Raw genomic sequence first — 22,745 nt, forward strand, 5'->3', positions numbered from 1 at the left:
AGCCGCCTCATCGACGCCATATGTTGCACTACTGCGACAGCGGGCGATCCTCGAACCAATCGGCAAGCCATGCGGCCCAGCCCTCCGGCACCCGGTGCCCGCCGTCGAAAAGCACCACGTCGATATCCGCGCCTGTACCGCAGGCCCATCGGCGCCTCAGGGTGCCACCTTCAGATCCGCTGTGGCTTGGCGCGTGTGTCGTGCAGCCGTTGGTATCGCGCCACAGCTCAAGCCCGGCAAAGATATCTCCCTGCTGAAAACGACGATTGCCAAGGTATCGGCCTTCCAGCGGCACCACCTCATCGCGCCAACCATGAGTGTGCATCAAACGCACCGGACCGGTGCAGCTCTCAGGCTGCGGCCGCCAGAAACTGCCCGCAATCGTTGCGTAAGCGGCAAATTGATCGGGGGTTGCACAGGCCAGATAGCTGACCATGAAGGCACCTGCGGAAAATCCTGATAAAACAACGGATTTCCGGTCGATATTAAACCTATGTTCAGCATCTGCCAGCACCGCCTCAAAAAACGCGGATTCGTCGCGACCACCGAAATCCGGCAAGAACGCCCAAGAGCGAGGGGCACCGGGATTGCGCGGCAGCGCCGTGGGGGCGATCACCGCGTAGCCCCGATCGTTCAACCCATCGACCATCGCGCGATTGCGCAGTGCAGCCTCACCCGACCCGCCGTAGCCGTGCAGGAACATCACCGCCGGCAGCGCTTTTTCATCGCCGGTATCCGGCAACACGATGTGATAGTCACCCCCGTCAATCTGGCAGGCATCGGCGAGGGGCCCGCATCCAGCCTGTAGCGCCGAGCCGAAAAGCAGGCCCGACAGAGCAACGCTTACGCCCGGCCAGAGGCGCCCCATACCTGCTATCACCCGTTTCATCAGCCCTGCCCCGTCCAGCGCGCGACCGGCAGATTGCTGCGCAGCCATCCCGGCCCGGCGGCGGAGCCGAGCATCCCCTCCGGCACGTCGATCACATTTGTATAACCGGCCGCGTCCAGCGCCAGCGTCACCCGGGCGGAGCGCACACCGCGCGCGCAGATCAGGGCCAGCGGCGCGCTGCGATCACCACCGGTGACGTGATCAAGCGCGGCCAGAAAATCCTCACGCCGCATGTCGATCTGATGGCTGCCCACTGGCACACCGCTGGCCCGCCACTCACGCGGTGTGCGGATATCTACCAGGATCAGCTCCCCCGCCTTGGCCCTGGCAAATGCGTCCTCAACCGACAGGCGGGGACGGTCATGGGCCGGGGGTTGCCTGCGCCACCATGTATATCCACCGCCCCCCGCAATGGCGATCCCGGCGAAGGCCACACCGGCCTGCAGCAATCGACGCCGCGAGAGCAACGGATCACCCGCCTCCGCCTCAGCTGCCGGGTCACTGTCCGCGCCATCAGTCTGAGGGCCGGAGTTATCTGACCGTTTTGATTGAGAATGCGACATCTGGCCTCTCCCCGCGCTGCCGGCGCCGTCCTACATGACCCAAGACCTAGCAGGTTCCTGCAAAGTGTTCAGCCTGAGACATCCCGCATGGTGATCAAGTTGTTGTCAACCTGACACCGGGCCGCGCCAAATTGCTGCGGCGGGCAAAAAACTCACCGGATCGCTGCCTTTGCAGGGTTTGCAGGCGCGGTCGGGGCTGGCACAGTTGCGAAAAATTGCTTAGGCACCAAACGATCTGGCCTTGTGCATGGAGGAGAACCGCACGTGTCCCTGTTCCTGATTGCAGCCCTGCCCTTTCTCGGCGCGGTATTCCCCGCGCTATTGATCCGTGCCGGGCGCAATGCCTCGGCATCGGCGGCAGGCCTGACAACATTGCTCGCGTTTGTCGGACTGATGCTGCACGCCCCGGCGGTGATGCGCGGCGAAGTTATTCAGGCGCAATTCGACTGGCTGCCGGCGCTTGGGCTGAATGCCAATTTCTTCCTCGACGGCCTGGGCTTTCTCTTTGCCGGGCTGATCCTTGGAATTGGCCTGCTGATCATCCTCTATGCCCGGTTCTACCTGTCGCGCGAGGATCCGATGGGTAATTTCTACACCTATCTGCTGCTGTTTCAGGGCGCGATGGTGGGGATTGTCACCTCGGACAACATTCTGCTGCTGCTGATCTTCTGGGAGCTGACGTCGCTCAGTTCCTTCCTGCTGATCGGCTACTGGAAGCATCTGCCCGAAGGACGTCAGGGCGCGCGAATGGCGCTGACTGTTACCGGCGCCGGTGGCCTTGCCATGATCGGTGGCATGCTGATCCTCGGCAATATCGTCGGGTCTTATGATCTGACCGTGATCCTGGGCGCAAAGGAGGTCATTCAGGCCTCGCCGCTCTATCTGCCGGCCCTGATCCTGATCCTGATTGGCGCCTTCACCAAATCGGCGCAGTTCCCGTTTCATTTCTGGCTGCCGCACGCCATGGCCGCACCGACGCCGGTGTCGGCCTATCTCCACTCCGCAACCATGGTGAAGGCAGGCCTGTTCCTGATGGCGCGGATGTGGCCTGTGTTGGCCGGTACGCCGGAATGGTTCTACATCGTCGCAACGACGGGTCTGATCACGATGGTGCTGGGGGCGATCATTGCCCTGTTCAAGGATGATCTGAAGGCGCTTCTGGCGTTTTCCACCGTCAGCCACCTGGGCCTGATCACCATGCTGCTGGGGTTCGGCACCAAATTTGCTGCCGTCGCCGCCGTTTTCCACATCATCAACCATGCCACCTTCAAGGCGGCTCTGTTTATGAGCGCGGGCATTGTCGACCACGAGGCCCACACCCGCGACATCAAACGGCTGGGCGGCCTGCGGCACCTGATGCCGATCACCTTTGCCATCGCCACAGTCGCGGCCCTGTCGATGGCTGGCATTCCGCCCTTCAACGGTTTCCTGTCGAAGGAGATGATGCTGGAGGAAACCGTTCACACGGTCTGGGCGGGTTCACATTATCTGGTGCCGGGTCTAGCGCTATTGGGGGCCTTGTTCTCCGCCGCCTATTCGTTCCGCTTCATCGCCCATGTCTTCCTCGGGCCAAGGCGTGACGACTACCCTGCAACCCCGCATGATCCCGGCACCGGCATGTGGCTGGCCCCTGCGTTTCTGGTTGGTCTTGTCGTGCTGATCGGCCTGTTCTCGGCCAAGATCGTCGGGCCGTTGGTGGCCACTGCGGCCTCTGCCGTGATTGGTGGCGAGAAACTGCCCTATTATTCGCTGAAACTCTGGCACGGATTTACTCCGGCGCTTTATATGTCGATGGCGGCGGTTGCCGGGGGTGTCTTCCTGCTGATGCTGCACAAACCGCTGATGCGTATGTGGGATGCCGCACCGCGCCCGGAGGCGAAGGTGATTTTCGAGGCGCTGATCGGCGCGCTCACACGGCTTTCGCGTGCCATTACCGACGGTATGCACAACGGCTCGATGCCACGCTATGCCGGGATCATGATCACCTTTACCGCGGTACTGTCCTTCTATGCCTATCAATCCGGCACATTGGCGGCGCCGACCCGCAGCCTTCAGGATGTCGGGCTGATCCCGATCCTTGGCTGGGCCAGCCTGCTGATCGCAACCGGTTTTCTGGTTGCCATGCACCGCAACCGACTGCTGGCGCTGGTGCTGATCGGCGTTGTTGGGCTGGTGGTGTCGATGGGCTTTAACTACATGTCAGCGCCGGATCTCGCTCTGACGCAGATTTCGGTCGAAGTGGTCACCATCATTCTGATGCTGCTGGCGCTGAACTTCATGCCCAAGGAAACCCCGGTCGAAAGCTCTGGCGGCGCCCGCCTGCGCGACATCTCCATTGCCGGCATCTCAGGCCTTGGGGTTGCGGGGCTGATCTATGCACTGATGACCCGTGATTTCATCGGCGAGACGATTTCCGGCTTCCACCTTGAAAACTCCTACAAGGGCGGCGGCGGCACCAATGTCGTCAATGTGATCCTGGTGGATTTCCGAGGCTTCGACACCTTTGGCGAGATCATCGTTCTTGGCATTGCCGCGCTGGTGATCTTTGCGCTGACCGAGGCGGTGCTGGGCACCCGAGTGCGGGCCTATCTGCTGAACCGCAAGCCCGATCTGCCGCAGGCCGGTGACTCGCATCCGATGATGATGGTGGTGGCGACCCGCGTGATGATGCCGCTGGCGCTGATGGTGGCGGCCTATATCTTCTTCCGGGGGCACAACCTGCCCGGTGGCGGCTTTATCGCCGGGCTGATCGCGGCGATTGCGGTCATCATGCAATATATGGCGTCGGGCTTTGCCTGGGCGACCGAGCGGCAGCGCTACCCCTATCATGGCATCATCGGATCCGGTGTGCTGATCGCCGCCGCAACCGGCATCGGATCATGGTTCAGCGGCAAGCCCTTCCTGACCAGCGCCTTTGGGTACATCCACTGGGAACCGCTGGAAGAATTTGAATGGGCAACTGCTGCGCTGTTCGACCTTGGCGTGTTTCTGGCAGTTGTTGGCGCTGTGCTGCTGGCGCTGGAGAGCCTGTCACGCTTTGCCTGGCAGCCTGGCACCGACAGCACCCACGCGATGGATATCAACCCGGCCCGCGATGACGTGGCCATGACCGAGAACGAGGGCTGACTATGGAAATTCTAGTCGCTTCGGCCGTGGGCGTCCTGACCGCGGCCGGCATCTACCTGATCCTGCGCCGACGCAGCTTTCCCGTCATCCTCGGGCTGTCGCTGATCTCCTATGCGGTGAACGTGTTCCTGTTTGCCACTGGCCGCTTGATGACCAACGCCCCTGCGATCCTCAATAAATACGAAGAGGTCCCCTATACCGACCCGCTGCCGCAGGCTCTGGTGCTGACCGCGATCGTGATCTCCTTTGGCATGACGGCCGTTGTGGTGATGATTGCGCTGGGGGCCTATCTGTCGTCGCAGGATGACCGGATCAATCTCAGCGATGATGATGCCAAAGTAGGAGATGACGCATGAACCACCTCGTGATTGCGCCGATTGTCCTGCCGGCAATCGTCGCGCCCTTTATTATCATGGTCCTGCGCTACCATCTGGACCTGCAACGGATCTTCTCGGTCGCCAGCAGCCTGCTGGTGCTCTGCCTGACCCTGGCGCTGGCAGCGCAGGCCGCCGACGGCACCGTGCAGGTCTATGAGCTGGGTGACTGGCCTGCGCCTTTTGGCATCGTGCTGGTGCTGGATCGCCTGTCGGCAATGATGATCGTCCTGACATCGGTTCTGGCGCTGGCTGTCGTGCTCTACGCGATTGGCACCGGCTGGGATTCTCGCGGCGCCAATTTCCACGCGCTGTTCCAGTTCCAGATCATGGGCATTCTCGGCGCCTTCATGACGGGCGATGCCTTCAACCTGTTCGTGTTCTTCGAAGTGCTGCTGATTGCCTCCTACGGGTTGATGATCCACGCAGGCGGCGCCAAGCGGTTTCAGGCCGGCGTGCAATATGTGGTCTATAACCTCTTGGGCTCGACCCTGTTCCTGTTTGCGCTCGGCACGATCTACGCCGTCACCGGCACGCTGAACATGGCCGATCTGGCGGTGCGCGTGGCCGAGATGTCGGGCGAGGAAACCGCCCTGCTGCGCGTTGGTGCGGTCATGCTGCTGCTGGTCTTCGCGATCAAGGCTGCGGTGCTGCCGCTGCATTTCTGGCTGCCCGCCTCCTACAGCCATGCCCCGCTGCCGGTGGCCGCGCTGTTTGCGATCATGACAAAGGTCGGCGCCTATGCAATCCTGCGAGTCTACACGCTGATCTTTGGCCCGGATGTTGCGATCACCGAAGGGCTGGTCGGCGATTGGCTGCTGCCTGCCGCCATGGTCACGCTGGTCGTCGGCGCCATCGGTGTCCTCGGCTCGCGCGAGATCGGGCGACTGGTCGCCTTTGGGGCGATCACCTCGATGGGAACACTGCTGATTTCCATTGCCCTGTTCACCCCTGCCGCAACCGGAGCCGCACTCTACTACATCGTCCATTCGACGCTGGCGACGGCGCTGATGTTCCTGATTGCCGATCAGGTCATGGAACGACAGGGCGGTGCTATTGCCGCCCTTCGTCTGATGCCGCAGAGCGGCTTGCTGTCGGTGATGTTCTTTATCGCCGCTATCGCGCTGGCCGGTATGCCACCAGTTTCCGGCTTCATCGGTAAGCTGCTGGTGATGGACGCCGCGCGCGATCATGACCTGGTCTGGTGGATCTGGGCGGTCATTCTGCTCGGCTCGCTTGTGACCATCGTTGGTCTGGCTCGTGCAGGCACGCTGATCTTCTGGAAAAGCCATGGCCTGCAGGCAACCGACGGCACGGTCGCATCCGATGCAGGTGACGAGGATCTTCTCGACGGCAACGCCACCCCAGCCCCAGCGGCGGCGCCGGTCCTGCCGCTTGTTGTCTGCTTTGGGCTGATGGGGGCGATTGTGCTGCTCACCGTCTTTGCCGGGCCGATGACCCGCTATGCCGACGCCACGGCGGCCCAGCTGTTCACCCCAACCGCCTACATCGAAACCGTCCTTGGGGGGGCTTTGAAATGAAGCTGATGCGCCGCGTACTGCCACACCCGATCCTGACACTGGTGCTGACCGCAACCTGGCTGTTGCTGGTGAATGGCTGGTCGCTCAACTCGCTGGTGTTCGGGTTCATGCTCGGGGTTTTGATCCCCTTCCTGACACAGCCCTACTGGCCCCAACAGCTGAAGATGAAAGGCCCGGTGAAGATCGTCGGCTACATCCTCATCGTACTCTATGATATCGTGGTGGCCAATCTGGTGGTGGCCAAGATCGTCCTGTTCAAATCCAATGCCAGCCGCCACCCCAATTGGGTGACGATCCCGCTGGACCTGCGCACACCCGAAGCGATCACGGTGCTGGCAGCGACCATCACCATGACACCGGGAACCGTCTCTGCCGATCTCTCAGCCGAAGGTCATGCGCTGCTGGTCCACTGCCTTGACGCGCCGGACCCCGAAGCGGTACGCGACGAGATCAAGGACCGCTACGAACGCCGCCTGAAGGAGATTTTCGAATGATCGAAACAGCTGCAATCTTTGCGTTTGTCTGCTTTGCGCTGTCGCTGCTGATGAACCTGTGGAAAGTTGTCTCCGCCGAGGATGTCGCCGACCGGATCCTGGCGCTGGATACGATGTTCATCAACGCAATCGCGCTGATGGTGCTCTATGGGCTGGCGCTGGGAACCGAGATCTTCTTTGAGGCGGCAATGATCATCGCCATGCTGGGCTTCGTGTCCACAGTGGCCTATGCGCGCTTCATCCTGCGCGGCAATATCATCGAGTGAGGAGATATCATGGACCTGTTCTTTGACATCGTGATCGCCGGATTTCTCGTGATCGGCGGCATCTTCGGTATCGTGGGATCATTTGGCCTGTTGAAGCTCAACGACCGCATGTCCCGGCTGCACGCGCCCACCAAGGCGACGACGCTGGGCGTTGGCGGTGTGCTGCTGGCCTCGATGACCCATGCCGCCGTCTACGAATACCACCTGTCGGTGCATGAGCTGATGATTACGCTATTTCTGTTCCTGACGGCGCCGATCACGGCAAATTTCATTGCCAAGGTTCACATCCACCGACACGACACGCCAGACAGCCTGCCAGACGCGGGTAAAGACAAGATATGGGCGACGCATAAACTGCCCGAAAACGAGGTGATCGGCCCAGAGGTCTGATCTCCCAGCGCCCCCGCCCGTCCGGCGGGGGTCTTTCATCCGGGGCGGAGCCTGTCCGGGTGAGCCAGCCCAGCCCGGTGACACATACATGATGCACGCAGCCCCCCTCCCCCTGACCAAAGACGTGGTATTGATCGGCGGCGGCCACACCCATGCGCTGGTGCTGCGCAAATGGGGAATGCGGCCCCTCGCCGGAGCGCGGCTGACCGTGATCAACCCCGGTCCGACCGCCCCCTACTCCGGCATGTTGCCGGGCTTTGTCGCCGGGCATTACGCGCGCGAGGCGTTGGATATTGATCTGGTGAAGCTGGCACGCTTTGCCGGGGCGCGATTGGTGCTCGGGGCGGCTGATCACATCGACACCGATAGACGCGAGGTCCATGCCTCGGGCCGCCCCCCAATTGCCTATGACATTGCCGCAATCAACCTGGGCATCACCTCTGCCATGCCCGATATGCCGGGATTTGATGACCATGCGATCCCGGCAAAACCACTCGGCCCTTTTGCGGAAAGCTGGGCCGCGTATCTGCACGGCGACAGCGCCGCCCATGTTGCGGTGATCGGTGGCGGTGTGGCCGGAGTGGAGCTGATCCTCGCCATGGCCCATGCGCTGCGGGCCCGGGGCCGGACGGTGCAAGCCACGTTGATTGATCGCAGCGAAATCCTGACTGACACCGGCACCAAGTCCAGCGCCCGGCTGCGCGCTGCGCTGCGCGGTCTTGACGTCACCGTGATAGAACACGCGAAGATTGCCCAGATCGAGGCCACTCATGTGTTGCTGGCGGACGGCCGCGCAATCCGGTCCGATTTCACAACCGGGGCTGCGGGTGCACGTCCCTACCCCTGGCTCAACGGAACCGGGCTGAACCTGCACGACGGGTTTCTCTCGGTTGATGCCTATTTGCAGACCAGTCGCAAAGGCGTCTTTGCTACCGGCGACTGTGCTCATTTCAGCCCCGACCCGCGTCCGAAGGCCGGGGTCTATGCGGTGCGTCAGGCGCCGATCCTCTATCATAATCTGCGCGCCAGCCTGACGCGGGATCCGCTGCGCCGCTACCGCCCGCAGAAAGACTATCTGAAACTGATCTCGATGGGCGGCAAAACCGCTGTTGGAGAACGCTTTGGACAGACCTTTTCGGGCGGTTGGATCTGGCGCTGGAAAGATCACATCGATCAGGGCTTCATGGCGCAGTTCCGTGATCTGCCGCAGATGGATCAGCCGGCGCTGCCCCCCGAACACACCCATGATCTGCCAGAGGCGCTTGGCCATAAACCGATGTGCGGAGGTTGCGGTGCCAAGGTTGGCGCGCGCACGCTCAAGGCGACGCTCCGATCGCAGCCGCATACTCAGCGCGCGGACATCACCCCGCTTCCCGGTGATGACGCCGCGCTGCTGATAACGGGCGGGCAAAGGCAGGTGATCAGTACAGATCACCTGCGGGCCTTTACCGCCGACCCCGTGGTGATGGCCCGTATCGCGGCGGTCCATGCGCTTGGCGATATCTGGGCGATGGGCGCCGAGCCGCAGGCCGCGACCGCCAACTTGATCCTGCCCCGACTGTCGGCGGAACTTCAGGCCCGGACCCTTGATGAAATCATGTCTGCCGCCGGTGACATCCTGAGGAAAGCCGGCGCCGAGATCGTTGGTGGCCACACCTCCGTGGGAGACGAGCTGACCATAGGGTTTACCGTGACCGGACTATGCGACGCGGCGCCCATCACCCTGGCCGGGGCACAGCCGGGTGACGCCCTGATCCTGACAAAACCGCTGGGCACCGGGGTGATCATGGCGGCGGAAATGGTGGGAAAGGCCGAGGGTGCCTGGGTCGCCGCGGCATTGACGTCGATGAGCCAGTCGCAGGACAAGACCGCCGAGCTGCTGCACGCCGCACATGCGATGACCGATGTGACCGGATTTGGCCTGCTGGGCCATCTGCTGGGGATTTGCGAAGCCTCCGCTGTTGGAGCTGAACTGGACCTCGGGGCAATTCCTGCGCTGCCCGGTGCCGCCGCACTGACAGCACGCGGGGTCAGGTCCTCGCTCTTTGAAGAGAATGCCGCGCTTTTGCCGCAGATAACCACCGGCGGGCCACAGGACCTGCTGTTCGATCCGCAGACTGCCGGTGGCCTGCTGGCCGCACTGCCGCGCGATCAGGCCGAGGCGCTCTTACCCGTACTCCGCAGATACGCAGCTGAGGCCGCGATCATCGGCCATATCACCGGCTCTGCGGGCGCGATCACGCTGATCTGAAGTTGCGGCTATAGCCGGTCCAGCTCAAGACGCAGATCCGCGGCCAGCCGGTCAAGATCGGGCTCCCGCAGGTCGGTTGCCCCCAGGGTGGTTATCACATCGGCACCGATGGCCCGGCGCGCAGTCTCATAGGCGGGGTCGTAATGCTGCGTGATGAGCGCCTCCGTCAGCGCCGGTTTGTCGCCTTCGGCAATCCTCTGCAACCAGCCATCGACCACCGCATTGGAGCGATGTGCCCGCAACCCATCGAGACGCACGCGCAGCATCTCAGTGTTTGACAGAATATCATCATAACCCGCCAGCAAGTATCGACAACGCGCCGCCACAGGTGCGTGGATTTCGATCCGCGGAGCCTGTTTCATGGCCGCCCAGAGCTGCGGTGGGATGATACGTGCGCCGATCTTGCTCGACTCCGCCTCCACCAGCACCGGGCGTTTCGGGTTCATCCGTGCCAGTTGACCGGCCAATGCGGATTCAAACGCCTTCTGGCTGGGCTGCGGGGTTGGGTGATCGCCAAGCAGCGAGCCACGATGATGTGCCAGCCCCTCGAGGTCCAGCACCTGTGCGCCAAGCAGTCCAACACGCTGGAGGATATCGGTTTTTGCAGTGCCCGTGTAGCCATCCAGCGCCACGAAACGATGCGGCAACGCGGCTTTATAGAGATAGTCATGGACCAGTCTGCGGTAACTTTGGTAGCCGCCCTCGACCACATCCGCCCGCCATCCAATCTGCTGCAACAGCCAGGTAAAACTGCCGGACCGTTGCCCGCCGCGCCAACAGTAGACCAGCGGGCGCCAGGATCCCGGATGATGGCTCAGCCGTTGCTCAATATGGTCGGCAGCGTTGCGAAACACCTTCGCCGCACCGACCTTGCGGGCCAGAAACGGACTTTGCTGGACATAGATCGTGCCGACTTCGGCGCGTTCTTCATTATCCAGAACCGGCAGGTTTATGGCCCCGGGCCAGTGATCCTCAGCAAATTCGGCGGGACTCCGCACGTCGATGACACAATCGTAGTCTTGATCGAGAATTTCGGATAGCGATGTAAAACGAAGGGCCATGTCTGATGATCTACCGCGCCGCGCGCGCAAGGAAAAGTCGCATTCCCTTTATACCTTAAACATTTTATTATGGATCAAAGATTCGTTTGAAATTCTATCTATAAACCGATCACAGCCGGTTCCCGGATGTGAACTGGATGCTTTTTCCAGCGGGAGGCAGGACATGGCAGAGCCACAGATAGATACCTTGCAGTTCCCCGGTCATCTGATCCGGCGGTTGCACCAGATCTCTGTTGCCCTGTTTGCGGATCATATGGCGCGCAATGACATCGACCTGACACCGGTACAGTTTGCCGCGATTGACGCCCTGGCCCACGAACCCGGTGTTGATCAGGCAACAATCGCGGCCCGCATTGCCTATGACCGCGCAACGCTTGGAAAAGTGATCGACCGGCTAGAGGCCAAGGGACTGATCCGGCGTGATATTTCTCCAGCTGATAGACGTGCGCGCGTTGTCACCCTGACCGAGGCTGGCCAGTCGCTCCTGAACAAAGCCATGCCGATTGTCGAGGCGCTACAGTCCGAAATCCTGACCGGCCTCAGCCCGGCGGAGCAGGTTCAGATCACCACATTGTTGACCAAGGCGACCCAGATCGGCGACCGGCTGCGCCGCGCTCCGCACCGCGCGCAAACAGGCTCGCAGAAGGAACTCTGACCCCGCTATCGCGCGGAGACGGCCCGGCAGCCATATGGTGAGTAGCGGATAACAAGCTGCCGACGCAGGACCCGAACAGCACCGTCAATGCCCTAGCCAGATAGCGTGCAACGCTGGTTATCGACCATAGGCCTCGCGCGCGAGGTCGATGCGGGCTTCCAGAATTGTCATTTCTTTCATGATATCACGGCGTTTTGAACGGTCGCCGGTATCGGCAAGCTGTTGGCGCAGAACCGCAAGCGTGCGCGACAGCGTGACGAACTCCGGCACACCGCCGCTCTCCTTGATCAATCGGTTGACCAGCGCATTCCCCGGGTCGTCAACCGGTGGCAACGGTTTGCCCGCTCCTGACAGGTTGTCAAAAGCGCCATCGGCCTCCGCCTTCTGGATACGCGCGTTGATAAGGTCAATCAGGGGGTGATCCATAACGGTGTTATGCCGCAGCTGACAGGAAAAACAAAGACCGCGCCGAAGATACGGCGCGGTCCAGTCTGGATTGTTGAGGCAGCGCAATAGCTGCGCCCGGTCACTTCTGGCTGATGCGGCCGTCGGTGTAGGGCTTATAGGGGGAGTTCTCGACCAGATACTCCGCCATGACATCGGCCAGATCCGGGCCAAAGTCATAGGCGTTCTTGTCGTCGCCTGCGAAGACCTTGTAGCCATCACCGCCATTGCGGACGTAGTCGTTTGTCACGACAACATAGGTCTTGGTCGGATCAATCGGCACGAAGCTGTCGCCTTCGCTCACCATGACCTCCTGAATGCGGCCCTCATTGGGTGCAACCGACGGATCCCAGGTGAATTTCAGACCAGCGACCTGCGGGAAGCGGCCCTTGACCTCTTCAACCTGGCTCACCCCGTTTTCCAGGGCCGCGATGACGTCCTCGCCAGTGATTTCAAAGGTCGAGAGCGTGTTCTGGAACGGCAGGACCGTCAGGACCTCTCCCATCGTGACCTCGCCCGGCTCCAGGCTCGCACGGATACCGCCCGAGTTGGCAATCGCAATGCTGACACCCTGATCCTTCACTCGGTCCAGCATCGCATCGGCCACCAGGTTGCCCATCTGGCATTCCTGAACACGGCAATTGTCGCGGTCGCCGTCAACAGCTTCTGCGCTCTCGGCGACAACCTTGTTGCGGATCTCGTCCAGCGGTTTGGCCAGCTCGGCGATGCGTGCGACGGTATCCGCATCCTCGGTGACGGTGCCATCCATAATCAGAGGTTCGCCAACCGCTTCGACGACATTGCCTGCATCATCGAAGGTCACGTTCAGCTCACCCAGGAACTTGCCATAGGCATAGGCCTGCACGATGGCCACATCATTGACCATGGTCGGGTATGGCCCTGAAGCATCTTCCGAAGTGTTGGAAAGATAGGTGTTGCTGTGCCCACCCACGATGACGTCCACACCCGTGGTGCCCGCCGCAACGCGCTGATCCACGGCATAGCCCGAATGGCTCAGCACGATGATCTTGTTGACGCCCTCGGCGGTCAGCCGGTCGACCTCCCCCTGCACGGCATCAACCGGGTTGGTGAAGGTGATGTTCTTGCCCGGGCTGGCCAGATCGGGCGTATCTTCGGGAGTGAGGCCGATCAGGCCGATCTTTTCACCGCCGCGTTCGATCACGGTGGATTTCTTCAGCACATCGGCCAAGGCAGGCTCAGCGCTGACATCGGCATTGGACATCAGAACCGGAAACTGAACCGAATCCATGAACCCGCGCAAGACCTCGGGGCCATCATCGAACTCGTGGTTGCCGACAGTCATGCCGTCATAGCCAAGCTTGTTCATCATCTCGGCGGCAACTTTGCCCTTATAGTAGGTGTAGTAGAGCGAGCCCTGAAACTGGTCGCCACCATCAACAAGAATGCTGTTGTTGCTGCGCGCGCGCGCATCCGCCAGCGCAGTTACCAGACGTGCAGATCCGCCAAAGCACTTGCCCTCGGCATTGTCCCCTTCGCGGCAGCCGCTATCATACTTGCTGATCGGCTCAAACCGCGAATGAAAGTCATTGGTGTGCAGGATGGTCAGCTTGTAGTCGGCTGCGGCTACGCCCGCCGTCAGGCCAAGCGCGGCAACAGACGTCAGAAAACGCGTCATCATGGAAACATACTCCCTTATTATTTTTCTATTGCCGGATGGTGAGGGGAAATGCGGGCGCAGTCAAAGGGGAAAAATTCATCGCCGTGCTGTCTTTGCGTCAAGACCGATCATATTCAGCCTTGATTCACCTCTGCGCGCAGGGCATCACCGCGCCATGCTCATCTATAAAATCTTCCGCACCGACGAATGGACCACCCTTCAGGCAGAGGGTGAGACCCTCGGCGCCCCCATCGATCTGAGCGATGGTTACATTCATTTCTCCACCGCCGACCAGTCCCAGGAGACCGCAGCCAAGCATTTTGCCGGAGTTGACGGGCTTTGGCTGATTGCGGTCGATGCCGAACGGCTGGGGCTAGACCTGCGCTGGGAAGTGTCGCGGGGCGGCGCCGAGTTTCCCCATCTCTACCGCAAGATGACCATGACTGATGTGGTCTGGGCGAGACCGCTGCCGCTGGTCGACGGCACCCATCAATTCCCGGAGGATATGGCGTGAGCCTCGTTGAACGTCTTGCCCTTGGTGCGCTGCATCGCTGCGACCCGGAGACCGCCCATGGCTTGTCGATCAAGGCGCTGAAGCTGGGGCTGACGCCCGCCCCCGGCCCGGTCACCTCCCAGCGTCTTGCGACCGAGATCGCCGGTCTGTCCCTGCCAAATCCGGTTGGCTTGGCGGCGGGATTTGACAAGAACGCCGAAGCACTGCGCCCGCTCTCTCAGGCCGGGTTCGGCTTTATCGAGGTGGGGGCCGCGACGCCGCGCCCGCAACCCGGCAACCCCAAGCCGCGCCTGTTTCGTCTGACCGAAGATCAGGCGGCTATCAACAGGTTCGGCTTCAACAACGACGGCATGAGCGTGATCGGCCAGCGTCTTGCGGCCCGCCCGCGCGATGCTGTGATCGGCCTCAACCTTGGGGCCAACAAGGACAGCAGCGACCGCGCTGCCGATTTTGCCAAGGTGCTGGCCCATTGTGGGGCGCATCTGGATTTTGCGACGGTGAATGTCTCCTCGCCCAACACCGAGAAACTGCGCGATCTGCAGGGCAAGGCCGCCCTGTCAGCGCTGCTCAGCGGCGTGATTGAGACGCGGGACGGGCTGGACCAGCGGGTGCCGGTGTTCCTGAAAATCGCCCCCGACCTTGACCGCGCTGGGATCGAGGATATTGCCGAGGTGGCGCTTGAAACCGGTATTGATGCGGTGATTGCCACCAATACAACGCTTGATCGCGACGGGCTGAACAGTGCACATCGTGGCGAAACGGGCGGCCTGTCTGGCGCGCCGCTGTTTGAGAAATCCACCCGCGTTCTGGCGCAGCTTTCCCAGCTTCTGGACGGTCGGGTGCCTCTGATTGGCGTGGGCGGCATCTCCACAGCCGAGCAAGCCTATGCCAAGATCTGCGCCGGCGCATCGGCAGTCCAGTTTTATACCGCCATGGTCTATGCTGGGCTGTCACTGGCCGGAGAGATCGCGCGCGGGCTGGACCAGCTGCTGGCCCGCGACGGTTTTGACACTGTCGCAGATGCCGTCGGCAGCAAACGCGGGGACTGGCTATGATCACCTACTGGCACAATCCGCGCTGCTCAAAATCCCGTGCGGGCCTTGCCCTGCTTGAGGAGGCCGGAACAGCGGTCACCCTGCGCCTTTATCTGAAAGATGCGCCCTCGGAGGCAGAGCTGGCGGAGGTTCAGGCCAAACTGGGTGTCACTGCAATTGAGATGATGCGCAGCGGCGATGCCACCTTCAGGGAGCAGAACCTCAGCCCATCGGATGATGACGCAACGCTGATCGCGGCGATGGCCGCGCATCCGATCCTGATTGAGCGCCCCATCGCCATTTCGGAAACAGCAGCCGTGATAGGCCGTCCTACCGAAGCGCTGAAAAAACTTCTCTGACAGGAGCCGCCTGAAACAGTCGCCATCTGAAACACAGCTGCTCTCTTTCAGCCCAGCCCCGATCTATGCGCCGACCTGCGCTTCGAGCCGTGGATAGCGCAGACCAAGCGTCGCACCTCGCGCTAGGTTCAACACCATCAATGCCGCCCAAAGCCCGTGATTGCCGAGGAGCGGCACCAAAACCAACAGGGCCACAACGTAGATCGCCACCGATTGCAGCATCGCGATCCGCATGTCCCGCGTCCAGGTCGCCCCGATGTAGATCCCGTCGAACATATAGCTGGCCACACTGAGCAGCGGTAATATCGCAGCCCAGATCAGGTAATCCCGCCCGGCTGCCCGCACCTCAGGCGAAGTGGACATGACATCGATGAGCCAACCACCGCCCAGCCAGAACAGCAGCCCCAGTGCGATTGCGCCGCCCACGCCCCATTGGCTGGTCACCACCGCTGCGCGTCGCAGCTGCATCCGCGCCTTTGCACCGACCGCGCTGCCCACCAGCGCCTCGGCAGAAAAGGCAAAACCGTCGAGCGCAAAGGCCGTTATCTCAACGAATTGCAGCAACACCTGATTGGCTGCGAGCGTCACATCGCCCAGATCGGCGCCGATGAACAGAAAGGTCGTGAAGGATCCGGTCAGCAGCACCGAGCGGATCATGATATCGCCATTGACCTGCATCATGCGTTTCAGCCGCACAGGATCGAACACACGGGCCCAGTTGCGCCACTGGCTGCCCGCAAAGGCATCGCGGCACAGCCACAGCCCCAGCGCAAGACCGCTCCATTCCGCGATCAGGGTTGCGACCGCGACCCCTTCGACTCCCCAGCCCAGCCCCAGCACGAACCAGAGATCCAGCAGAATATTGAGACCGTTCATCCAGATTTGCAGGGCAAAAACACCGCGTGTGCGTTCAACCGCGATCAGCCAGCCTGTGACCGCATATAGCGCGATGGTCGCAGGGGCACCCCAGATGCGAATCTGAAGGTAATCCCGCGCCAGCCCTTCGACCTCGGCACTGGCAGGGGCCAGCGCAAAGGCCCCCCAGAACACCGCGACCTGTCCAACAATGAACACAAGGCCCGCAGCAAAGGCCAGCAGGATCCCCCGGGTGAGCAGCGCGCCCGTTTCTGCCCAGTCTCCAGCCCCGCGGGCCTGCGCGGCGAGACCCGTGGTGCCCATCCGCAGAAAACCGAAGATCCAATAGATCGTCGCCAGAATGACCGCACCGATGCCCACCGCCCCAATAGGAGCCGCCTGCCCCATCTGGCCGACAACTCCGGTATCCACGGCCCCCAGAATAGGCACCGTCGCATTCGAGAGTACAATCGGCAGCGCAATCTTCAGCACCCGCGCATGGCTGATCGGTTCCGGCACCTCGGCGCTGGCCGTGGACATGCGTTCTAGCCCTTGTCCCGAGGCGCGGCATCGGCCACGAAGTCCGGCGCGGCAGCCCCCTGTTTTGCCGCCTCCTGCGGCATCAGGAAATGGCCCGTGGCCTGGGCGAACAATTTGTCCTTGTGATCCTGCCAGGCCGCCACATGGACCGAGGCATAGCGCCGGCCGGACCTGGACACGGTGGCGCGTGCATAGGCATCTCTCGGCAGCCCGGAACGCAGGTAGTCCACTGTGAAATCAATGGTCTTCGGCTGGCGTGGCAATTTACCTGCGGCCAGTTCCTCAACATCGAGCGTGCCGCTTTCGATGCGCTCCCACAGGTTGGCCCAGGTCAGGGTCATCACGGCTGTCACCTCCAGAAAGGCCGCTGTGACACCACCGTGGATGGCGGGTAGAAACGGGTTACCGATCAGCTTGTGATCGAAATTTAGCTGCGCCGTTAGCTCATCGCCGCGACGATCAAACGTGATGTTGAGAAAACGCGCATAGGGCACGGATTCCACAAGCGCGGCGAGGGCAGCGTCGCGCCGCTGCTTCACCACCTGAACGGGTTCGGGACGGGGGCGGCTCAAAATTTTGCCTCCACGGTAAAGGCGCCAACCGCCGTAGCGACGGGGTGTGCCTCATCCTCGTCCATCGCCGTCGCACGGACGAAGGCGACGTTGCGGGTCATGTGATGACAGGTCGCGCGGGTCACGATCCGCTGCCCGGGAGTGGCTGCACGCATGTAGTCGATACGCAGGTCGATCGTGGCGGTGCCGCCCGGCGCCGACGGGTGGCACATCACCGCCGCGCCGCAGCAGGTATCCATCAGCGCCGACACCGCGCCACCGTGGATCACCCCGGTTTCCGGGTCGCCGATCAGTTTCTCATCATAGGGCATCACGATCTCGGCCGTGCCATCCCCCAGTTCCGTGAGGGTCATCCCCAGTTCCTGCGCATGCGGGATGGCTTCTATGAACTGTCGCGCGAGCTGCGTCTTGTCGACCATGGGCTTCCCCGTTCCTATGTTTTCCTCTTTATCGGCCAGACCTTGGCCGAAGAGCAACCCCGGCGGTTGAACCCTTTGCCGGTTGTGCTTAGTTTGCGGGTAAGGGAGATACGGAATGACCGAACAGAAATTGTCATTCAAGGAGATGTGCAGCGAATTCGACGTGACCCCGCGCACGCTTCGCTACTATGAGTACATCGAATTGTTGCAACCCGATCGCGAAGGCCGGTCGCGGTTTTACGGTGCCCGCGAGCGGGCCCGGATGAAGCTGATTATGCGGGGACGCAAGTTCGGCTTCCAGCTCGAAGAGATCCGCCAGTGGCTGCTGATCTATGAAAACGAGGGCGATGAGGCTCAAAATCGCGCCTTTGTCGAAATGGCCGACCGCCAGATGGAAGAGCTGCGCAAGCAGCGCGAACAGCTCGACGAAGCGCTTCAGGAACTCCACGACCTGCGAGCCACCACGCTCAACCTGCTGAAACAAGACGCCTGATCCCAGCCGACCAAGCGTCAGGTCGGATCCGCTTTTGACACTCAACGCCCCGCCGACTGGTGGGGCGTTTGCCGTTCTGCGGGCTCGTCAGCGCGTGACCTGCCGTCCATGTGACGGATGTTCCAATCAAAAAAATCGAACATAATCCACGCGAAAAAGCCCGATAATTTTGTCGGTAATTTGCACGATCGCCCTATTTTAAGGGCTGATAGCCAAACCCGAAACGAAGTAACGTTGCGTCAGTTCGGTGGATCCTACGTCACCTCGGAAAGTGACGCAGCGTTCAACTTACGTCAACGTCAAGTTGCTGTTGTAAACGACGGGCAAGCTGCTCACCTTAGTCTCACAACCCAGCAGTTATGAGTTACGACGATGACCGATGAAACCAAGACCATCCGCCAGATGTGCGATGAGTTCGGCGTTACGCCGCGTACATTGCGGTTTTACGAAGCCAAGGAGTTGCTGTTCCCGATCCGCGAGGGTCAGAAACGCCTCTTTACCAAACGCGACCAGGCCCGGCTCAAGCTGATCCTGCGCGGCAAGCGGTTTGGCTTCAGCCTCGAGGAAATCCGGCAACTTCTGAATCTCTATCATATGGGCGACCAGCAGCTGACGCAGTTGACCCGCACCTATGACATCGCCTGCGACCGGCTCGCCGATATGGAGCGGCAGCGCGATGAGCTGAACGAGGCCATTGACGATCTGAAAGAGCAGCTGCGTTGGGGCGAACGTGTGATCGCCTCGATGAGCGCCAAACAAGAAGCCGCGGAATAGATCCCGGCCCCCATGCCTGCCTGTCCCACGATGGGAGAGGCAACCAGACAGACACCGCAGAACCACAGCGAGGACCGCGATGCCCAGTTACACCGCCCCGATCAAAGACACTCAGTTCATTCTTCACAATGTTCTGAAGATCTCTGAAAGCGCCATTCCCGGCTATGACGAGCTGGACGCCGATTTCACCAATGCCGTGCTGGAAGAAGCAGGCAAGATCTCCAGCGAAGTCCTGCACCCGCTGAACACCGTCGGCGATACCGAAGGCTGCCGCCTTGAAAATGGCGTCGTCTACACACCGACCGGGTTCAAGGCTGCGTTTGAGCAGGTCAAGGAAGGCGGCTGGACCGGTCTCGACATGCCGGAAGAATACGGTGGCCAGAACATGCCCTATATCATGGGCACAGCCGTGGGCGAGATGTTCTCCGCTGCCAACCAGGCCTTCACCATGTATCAGGGCCTGACCCATGGCGCCGCCTCGGCGATCCTCGCCCATGGTAGCGACGCCCAGAAAGATACCTATCTGCCGAAAATGGTGTCCTGCGAATGGACCGGCACGATGAACCTGACCGAACCGCACTGCGGCACCGATCTGGGTCTGATGCGCACGAAGGCCGAACCGCAGGATGACGGCAGCTACAAGATCACCGGCCAGAAGATCTTCATCTCCTCCGGTGATCACGACATGGCCGACAACATCATCCATCTGGTGCTGGCCAAGATCCCCGGCGGCCCCGAGGGCATCAAAGGCGTGTCGCTCTTCATCGTGCCGAAGTTTATGGTGAACGAGGACGGCTCGCTCGGCGAACGCAATGGTGTCTCCGTTGGCAAGATCGAAGAAAAGATGGGCATCCACGGCAACTCGACCTGTGTGATGAACTACGACAGCGCAACCGGCTACCTGCTCGGCACCGAGCACAAGGGCATGCGCGCCATGTTCACGATGATGAACGAAGCCCGCCTCGGCGTTGGCATGCAGGGTCTGGCTCAGGCCGACGCCGCCTATCAGAACGCCTTGGAATATGCCAAGGACCGTCTTCAGGGTCGCGACGTGACCGGAGCCAAGAACCCGGAAGGCCCGGCGGACCCGCTGATCGTCCACCCGGACATCCGCCGCAACCTGATGGATCAGAAAAGCTTTGCCGAGGGCGCGCGCGCATTCATCCTCTGGGGCGCAAAGATGATCGACCAGGCGCATCGCGCCGAGGATAAGAATGCCGACGGGCTGATCTCGCTGCTGACACCGGTCATCAAAGGCTTCCTGACTGATCAGGGTTATGACATGACCGTTCAGGCACAGCAGATCTACGGCGGTCACGGCTACATCGAAGAATGGGGCATGTCGCAATACACCCGCGATGCCCGGATCGCGATGATCTACGAAGGCGCCAATGGCGTTCAGGCGCTGGATCTGGTCGGCCGCAAGCTGGCGCAGGATGGCGGCAAACATGTCATGGCCTTCTTCGAGATGGTGAAGAATTTCTGCAAAGAAAACGGTGACATCTCCAACACTTACAGCAAGGAGTTCATCGAACCTCTGAAAGCCGCGTCGAAGGACCTTCAGGCCGCTGGCATGTATTTCATGCAAAACGGCATGACCAACCCGAACAATGCGCTGTCTGGGTCTTATGACTTCATGCACATGTTTGGTCACGTCTGCCTCGGCCTGATGTGGGCGGAGATGGCCAAGGCCGCACAGGCAGAGCTTGACGCCGGGTCTTCTGACGCCGCGTTCTACGAGACAAAAATCGCGACCGGGCGGTATTACATGGCACGCAGGCTGCCTGCGACGGCGCTGCACCTCAGCCGTATCCAGACCGGCGGCGACACGGTGATGGCACTGGCGGCAGACCAGTTCTGAAGCGCAGTTTGATCATCTCGGAGCCCCTTTTCGTGAGGGTCTCCGACACCGCCCCCGTCTGATCATCGGGGCGGCAGGATAACAGGCGATCCGGGCCATCCGGGGCGCAAGAACCAGGGCGTCGCAATTGGAGGAGAGACAATGCCCAAACGCTTTCGCCTCACGCGCCGCCTGCCGGTTGCCATGACCGAAGATGGCTACCGCCGCTTGCGCCGATTTTCGCAGGAGGCCGGCCTCGACGAAGGCGAAGCTCTCTCCTTCCTGTTTGAGAATTTCGACAGCGTCACAGATCGCGACAACCTCACCCACCGGCTGCGGCTCTTCAATGCCGAGCTTGAGGACCGCAAGAAATAGGCCGGCCCACACCGTCCACAGAAAACAGATGCCACAAGGCACGAGACAGCCACCAAAGGGGAGCCCCATGAGCGCAGAGCAAAAATCCAGCTGGATGACCGAAGAGCATCAGATGCTGGCGGATATGACCGCCCAGTTCATCACCCGCGAATGGGCGCCGAAATTCGAGACCTGGCGCAAGCAGGGCATGATGGATCGCTCCACCTGGAATGAAGCTGGCGCCCTTGGCCTGCTCTGCCCCTCCGTACCGGAAGAATACGGCGGCGTCGGTGGTGATTTTGGCCATGAAGCCGCAATCCTGATCGAAGGCAGCCGCGCCAATCTCGCCAGCTGGGGCCACGGGATCCATTCCGGCATCGTCGCCCATTACGTGCTGGCCTATGGGACCGAAGAGCAGAAACAGCGTTGGCTGCCCAGGATGATCACCGGCGAGCTGGTCGGCGCTCTGGCGATGACCGAACCCTCCACCGGCTCCGACGTGCAGCGGATCAAGACAAAAGCGGTCAAAGATGGCAACGCCTACCGGCTGAGCGGTCAGAAAACCTTCATCACCAATGGCCAGCACGCCAATCTGATCCTGGTGGCGGCCAAGACCGACCCCACCGAAGGATCCAAGGGCATCTCGCTGGTGGCGGTTGAGACCGATGGCGCAGAGGGTTTCAGCCGCGGCCGCAACCTAGACAAGATCGGCTGCCATGCCGCAGATACCTCGGAACTCTTCTTCGACAATGTCGAGATTGCGCCGGAAAACATCCTCGGCGGCGCCGAGGGTCAGGGCTTTTACCAGATGATGCAGCAGCTGCCGCAGGAACGGCTGATCATCGCCTGTGGCGCCGTCGGTGCCATGGAAGGGGCGGTTGAACGCACGATCGCCTATTGCAAGGAGCGCGAGGCCTTTGGCGGGCCGCTGACGCAGTTTCAGAACACCCGGTTCAAACTGGTCGAATGCCAGACAAAAACAAAGGTTGCCCGTGCTTTCCTTGATGAATGTATGGTCGAACATCTGCAGGGCAAGCTGACCGTGGAAAAGGCGGCGATGGCCAAATACTGGATCACCGATACCCAAGGTGAGGTGCTCGACGAATGTGTCCAGCTGCATGGCGGCTACGGGTTCATGCAGGAATATGCCGTGGCCGAGATGTGGGCAGATGCCCGCGTTCAGCGCATCTATGGCGGCACCAATGAGATCATGAAGGAATTGATCGCGAGGTCCCTGTGAGGCTTCGGGCTGCACATATAGACGCAGATGCCGGAAGCCTCCGGCGGGAGTATTTGGG

General features: G+C 61.2%; 24 protein-coding genes. 16 read left to right on the forward strand and 8 right to left on the reverse strand.

What is annotated here, in order from left to right:
* Nucleotides 1–28 precede the first annotated feature (28 nt).
* Both VWZ81_RS07305 and VWZ81_RS07310 read right to left on the reverse strand, forming a co-directional pair.
* Nucleotides 29–889, reverse strand: a complete 861-nt coding sequence (locus VWZ81_RS07305) for an alpha/beta hydrolase family esterase (RefSeq protein ID WP_416542419.1) — start codon at nucleotides 887–889, stop codon at nucleotides 29–31.
* The gene (locus tag VWZ81_RS07310) at nucleotides 889–1,452 is read right to left on the reverse strand and encodes a rhodanese-like domain-containing protein (protein WP_416542420.1); all 564 of its coding nucleotides are present in this window, start codon (nucleotides 1,450–1,452) and stop codon (nucleotides 889–891) included. Before VWZ81_RS07310 ends, VWZ81_RS07305 begins: the two co-directional genes overlap by 1 nt.
* Before the next feature lie 264 nt (nucleotides 1,453–1,716).
* On the opposite strand from VWZ81_RS07310, the gene VWZ81_RS07315 reads away from it, so the two are divergent.
* The 7 genes from VWZ81_RS07315 (at nucleotide 1,717) to selD (ending at nucleotide 9,894) form a co-directional block, all read left to right on the forward strand.
* Complete coding sequence (locus VWZ81_RS07315; protein WP_416542421.1) at nucleotides 1,717–4,578, forward strand: monovalent cation/H+ antiporter subunit A; 2,862 nt, start codon at nucleotides 1,717–1,719, stop codon at nucleotides 4,576–4,578.
* Nucleotides 4,579–4,580: 2 nt separating this feature from the next.
* Nucleotides 4,581–4,934 (forward strand): Na+/H+ antiporter subunit C, encoded by a 354-nt coding sequence (locus VWZ81_RS07320; RefSeq protein ID WP_340545289.1) that lies wholly within the window; start codon nucleotides 4,581–4,583, stop codon nucleotides 4,932–4,934.
* Entirely contained in the window at nucleotides 4,931–6,493 is a 1,563-nt protein-coding gene (locus tag VWZ81_RS07325; RefSeq protein ID WP_416542422.1) for a monovalent cation/H+ antiporter subunit D, read from the forward strand. The genes VWZ81_RS07320 and VWZ81_RS07325 overlap by 4 nt, the downstream gene beginning before the upstream one ends.
* On the forward strand, nucleotides 6,490–6,987 hold the full coding sequence (locus VWZ81_RS07330; RefSeq protein WP_340545287.1) for a Na+/H+ antiporter subunit E: 498 nt from the start codon (nucleotides 6,490–6,492) through the stop codon (nucleotides 6,985–6,987). Before VWZ81_RS07325 ends, VWZ81_RS07330 begins: the two co-directional genes overlap by 4 nt.
* Nucleotides 6,984–7,253 (forward strand): K+/H+ antiporter subunit F, encoded by a 270-nt coding sequence (locus VWZ81_RS07335; RefSeq protein ID WP_014874349.1) that lies wholly within the window; start codon nucleotides 6,984–6,986, stop codon nucleotides 7,251–7,253. The genes VWZ81_RS07330 and VWZ81_RS07335 overlap by 4 nt, the downstream gene beginning before the upstream one ends.
* 9 nt (nucleotides 7,254–7,262) lie before the next feature.
* Nucleotides 7,263–7,643, forward strand: coding sequence for a Na+/H+ antiporter subunit G (locus VWZ81_RS07340; RefSeq protein ID WP_340545286.1), 381 nt, complete (start codon nucleotides 7,263–7,265; stop codon nucleotides 7,641–7,643).
* A 91-nt stretch (nucleotides 7,644–7,734) separates the two neighbouring features.
* The gene (gene selD, locus VWZ81_RS07345; protein WP_416542466.1) at nucleotides 7,735–9,894 is read left to right on the forward strand and encodes a selenide, water dikinase SelD; all 2,160 of its coding nucleotides are present in this window, start codon (nucleotides 7,735–7,737) and stop codon (nucleotides 9,892–9,894) included.
* Between the two features lie 8 nt (nucleotides 9,895–9,902).
* On the opposite strand, the gene mnmH is transcribed toward selD, so the two are convergent.
* Nucleotides 9,903–10,955 (reverse strand): tRNA 2-selenouridine(34) synthase MnmH, encoded by a 1,053-nt coding sequence (gene mnmH / locus VWZ81_RS07350; RefSeq protein WP_416542423.1) that lies wholly within the window; start codon nucleotides 10,953–10,955, stop codon nucleotides 9,903–9,905.
* A gap of 163 nt (nucleotides 10,956–11,118) precedes the next feature.
* On the opposite strand from mnmH, the gene VWZ81_RS07355 reads away from it, so the two are divergent.
* The gene (locus tag VWZ81_RS07355) at nucleotides 11,119–11,610 is read left to right on the forward strand and encodes a MarR family winged helix-turn-helix transcriptional regulator (protein ID WP_416542424.1); all 492 of its coding nucleotides are present in this window, start codon (nucleotides 11,119–11,121) and stop codon (nucleotides 11,608–11,610) included.
* Between the two features lie 117 nt (nucleotides 11,611–11,727).
* Here VWZ81_RS07355 and VWZ81_RS07360 read toward each other — a convergent pair whose 3' ends face one another.
* On the reverse strand, nucleotides 11,728–12,036 hold the full coding sequence (locus tag VWZ81_RS07360) for a DUF1992 domain-containing protein (protein ID WP_416542425.1): 309 nt from the start codon (nucleotides 12,034–12,036) through the stop codon (nucleotides 11,728–11,730).
* A 100-nt stretch (nucleotides 12,037–12,136) separates the two neighbouring features.
* Nucleotides 12,137–13,714: a bifunctional metallophosphatase/5'-nucleotidase gene (locus tag VWZ81_RS07365; RefSeq protein WP_416542426.1), complete on the reverse strand. Its 1,578-nt coding sequence runs from the start codon at nucleotides 13,712–13,714 to the stop codon at nucleotides 12,137–12,139.
* Between the two features lie 154 nt (nucleotides 13,715–13,868).
* Between VWZ81_RS07365 and VWZ81_RS07370 the strand changes: the two genes are divergently transcribed.
* The 3 genes from VWZ81_RS07370 to arsC are packed head-to-tail and all read left to right on the forward strand — an operon-like array spanning nucleotide 13,869 to nucleotide 15,600.
* A complete protein-coding gene (locus VWZ81_RS07370) occupies nucleotides 13,869–14,207 on the forward strand; it encodes a DUF952 domain-containing protein (protein ID WP_416538616.1) in 339 nt (112 codons plus the stop codon).
* Nucleotides 14,204–15,262, forward strand: coding sequence for a quinone-dependent dihydroorotate dehydrogenase (locus VWZ81_RS07375; protein ID WP_416542427.1), 1,059 nt, complete (start codon nucleotides 14,204–14,206; stop codon nucleotides 15,260–15,262). Before VWZ81_RS07370 ends, VWZ81_RS07375 begins: the two co-directional genes overlap by 4 nt.
* Nucleotides 15,259–15,600 (forward strand): arsenate reductase (glutaredoxin), encoded by a 342-nt coding sequence (gene arsC, locus VWZ81_RS07380; RefSeq protein WP_340545279.1) that lies wholly within the window; start codon nucleotides 15,259–15,261, stop codon nucleotides 15,598–15,600. The genes VWZ81_RS07375 and arsC overlap by 4 nt, the downstream gene beginning before the upstream one ends.
* Before the next feature lie 63 nt (nucleotides 15,601–15,663).
* Here the strand turns inward: arsC and VWZ81_RS07385 are convergent, their stop codons facing one another.
* From VWZ81_RS07385 to VWZ81_RS07395, 3 genes are read right to left on the reverse strand one after another with little or no spacing between them, the layout of a single operon-like run.
* Nucleotides 15,664–16,995, reverse strand: a complete 1,332-nt coding sequence (locus VWZ81_RS07385) for an MATE family efflux transporter (protein WP_416540322.1) — start codon at nucleotides 16,993–16,995, stop codon at nucleotides 15,664–15,666.
* Between the two features lie 5 nt (nucleotides 16,996–17,000).
* Nucleotides 17,001–17,567, reverse strand: coding sequence for a PaaI family thioesterase (locus VWZ81_RS07390; protein WP_416538614.1), 567 nt, complete (start codon nucleotides 17,565–17,567; stop codon nucleotides 17,001–17,003).
* The gene (locus VWZ81_RS07395) at nucleotides 17,564–17,986 is read right to left on the reverse strand and encodes a PaaI family thioesterase (protein WP_340545276.1); all 423 of its coding nucleotides are present in this window, start codon (nucleotides 17,984–17,986) and stop codon (nucleotides 17,564–17,566) included. Before VWZ81_RS07395 ends, VWZ81_RS07390 begins: the two co-directional genes overlap by 4 nt.
* A 115-nt stretch (nucleotides 17,987–18,101) precedes the next feature.
* Between VWZ81_RS07395 and VWZ81_RS07400 the strand changes: the two genes are divergently transcribed.
* The 5 genes from VWZ81_RS07400 to VWZ81_RS07420 all read left to right on the forward strand — a co-directional run bounded on the left by VWZ81_RS07400 (nucleotide 18,102) and on the right by VWZ81_RS07420 (nucleotide 22,687).
* Nucleotides 18,102–18,479 carry a MerR family transcriptional regulator gene (locus tag VWZ81_RS07400; RefSeq protein WP_340545275.1) on the forward strand — a complete coding sequence of 126 codons (378 nt, stop codon included), beginning with the start codon at nucleotides 18,102–18,104 and terminating at the stop codon, nucleotides 18,477–18,479.
* A gap of 372 nt (nucleotides 18,480–18,851) precedes the next feature.
* Entirely contained in the window at nucleotides 18,852–19,253 is a 402-nt protein-coding gene (locus VWZ81_RS07405; protein WP_340545274.1) for a MerR family transcriptional regulator, read from the forward strand.
* Nucleotides 19,254–19,332: 79 nt separating this feature from the next.
* On the forward strand, nucleotides 19,333–21,114 hold the full coding sequence (locus VWZ81_RS07410; protein WP_416542428.1) for an acyl-CoA dehydrogenase C-terminal domain-containing protein: 1,782 nt from the start codon (nucleotides 19,333–19,335) through the stop codon (nucleotides 21,112–21,114).
* Nucleotides 21,115–21,255: 141 nt separating this feature from the next.
* A complete protein-coding gene (locus VWZ81_RS07415; protein WP_340545272.1) occupies nucleotides 21,256–21,468 on the forward strand; it encodes a hypothetical protein in 213 nt (70 codons plus the stop codon).
* Between the two features lie 67 nt (nucleotides 21,469–21,535).
* Nucleotides 21,536–22,687 (forward strand): acyl-CoA dehydrogenase family protein, encoded by a 1,152-nt coding sequence (locus tag VWZ81_RS07420; RefSeq protein ID WP_416536233.1) that lies wholly within the window; start codon nucleotides 21,536–21,538, stop codon nucleotides 22,685–22,687.
* The last annotated feature ends 58 nt before the right edge of the window (nucleotides 22,688–22,745 follow it).

This window comes from Phaeobacter sp. JH20_34, from assembly GCF_048056095.1.
In the GTDB taxonomy this organism is placed as follows: Bacteria; Pseudomonadota; Alphaproteobacteria; order Rhodobacterales; family Rhodobacteraceae; genus Phaeobacter; species Phaeobacter bryozoorum.

What these genes read in the sequence shown, in the direction of transcription:
- VWZ81_RS07410 (WP_416542428.1), top strand. Translation starts at nt 19,333, where the DNA reads ATGCCCAGTTACACCGCCCCGATCAAAGACACTCAGTTCATTCTTCAC.
- VWZ81_RS07330 (WP_340545287.1), top strand. Translation starts at nt 6,490, where the DNA reads ATGAAGCTGATGCGCCGCGTACTGCCACACCCGATCCTGACACTGGTG.
- VWZ81_RS07340 (WP_340545286.1), top strand. Translation starts at nt 7,263, where the DNA reads ATGGACCTGTTCTTTGACATCGTGATCGCCGGATTTCTCGTGATCGGC.
- VWZ81_RS07360 (WP_416542425.1), bottom strand. Translation starts at nt 12,036, where the DNA reads ATGGATCACCCCCTGATTGACCTTATCAACGCGCGTATCCAGAAGGCG.
- VWZ81_RS07355 (WP_416542424.1), top strand. Translation starts at nt 11,119, where the DNA reads ATGGCAGAGCCACAGATAGATACCTTGCAGTTCCCCGGTCATCTGATC.
- VWZ81_RS07395 (WP_340545276.1), bottom strand. Translation starts at nt 17,986, where the DNA reads ATGGTCGACAAGACGCAGCTCGCGCGACAGTTCATAGAAGCCATCCCG.
- VWZ81_RS07385 (WP_416540322.1), bottom strand. Translation starts at nt 16,995, where the DNA reads ATGTCCACGGCCAGCGCCGAGGTGCCGGAACCGATCAGCCATGCGCGG.
- VWZ81_RS07310 (WP_416542420.1), bottom strand. Translation starts at nt 1,452, where the DNA reads ATGTCGCATTCTCAATCAAAACGGTCAGATAACTCCGGCCCTCAGACT.
- VWZ81_RS07405 (WP_340545274.1), top strand. Translation starts at nt 18,852, where the DNA reads ATGACCGATGAAACCAAGACCATCCGCCAGATGTGCGATGAGTTCGGC.
- selD (WP_416542466.1), top strand. Translation starts at nt 7,735, where the DNA reads ATGCACGCAGCCCCCCTCCCCCTGACCAAAGACGTGGTATTGATCGGC.
- VWZ81_RS07335 (WP_014874349.1), top strand. Translation starts at nt 6,984, where the DNA reads ATGATCGAAACAGCTGCAATCTTTGCGTTTGTCTGCTTTGCGCTGTCG.
- VWZ81_RS07370 (WP_416538616.1), top strand. Translation starts at nt 13,869, where the DNA reads ATGCTCATCTATAAAATCTTCCGCACCGACGAATGGACCACCCTTCAG.
- VWZ81_RS07320 (WP_340545289.1), top strand. Translation starts at nt 4,581, where the DNA reads ATGGAAATTCTAGTCGCTTCGGCCGTGGGCGTCCTGACCGCGGCCGGC.
- VWZ81_RS07400 (WP_340545275.1), top strand. Translation starts at nt 18,102, where the DNA reads ATGACCGAACAGAAATTGTCATTCAAGGAGATGTGCAGCGAATTCGAC.
- VWZ81_RS07415 (WP_340545272.1), top strand. Translation starts at nt 21,256, where the DNA reads ATGCCCAAACGCTTTCGCCTCACGCGCCGCCTGCCGGTTGCCATGACC.
- VWZ81_RS07420 (WP_416536233.1), top strand. Translation starts at nt 21,536, where the DNA reads ATGAGCGCAGAGCAAAAATCCAGCTGGATGACCGAAGAGCATCAGATG.
- mnmH (WP_416542423.1), bottom strand. Translation starts at nt 10,955, where the DNA reads ATGGCCCTTCGTTTTACATCGCTATCCGAAATTCTCGATCAAGACTAC.
- arsC (WP_340545279.1), top strand. Translation starts at nt 15,259, where the DNA reads ATGATCACCTACTGGCACAATCCGCGCTGCTCAAAATCCCGTGCGGGC.
- VWZ81_RS07325 (WP_416542422.1), top strand. Translation starts at nt 4,931, where the DNA reads ATGAACCACCTCGTGATTGCGCCGATTGTCCTGCCGGCAATCGTCGCG.
- VWZ81_RS07365 (WP_416542426.1), bottom strand. Translation starts at nt 13,714, where the DNA reads ATGATGACGCGTTTTCTGACGTCTGTTGCCGCGCTTGGCCTGACGGCG.
- VWZ81_RS07305 (WP_416542419.1), bottom strand. Translation starts at nt 889, where the DNA reads ATGAAACGGGTGATAGCAGGTATGGGGCGCCTCTGGCCGGGCGTAAGC.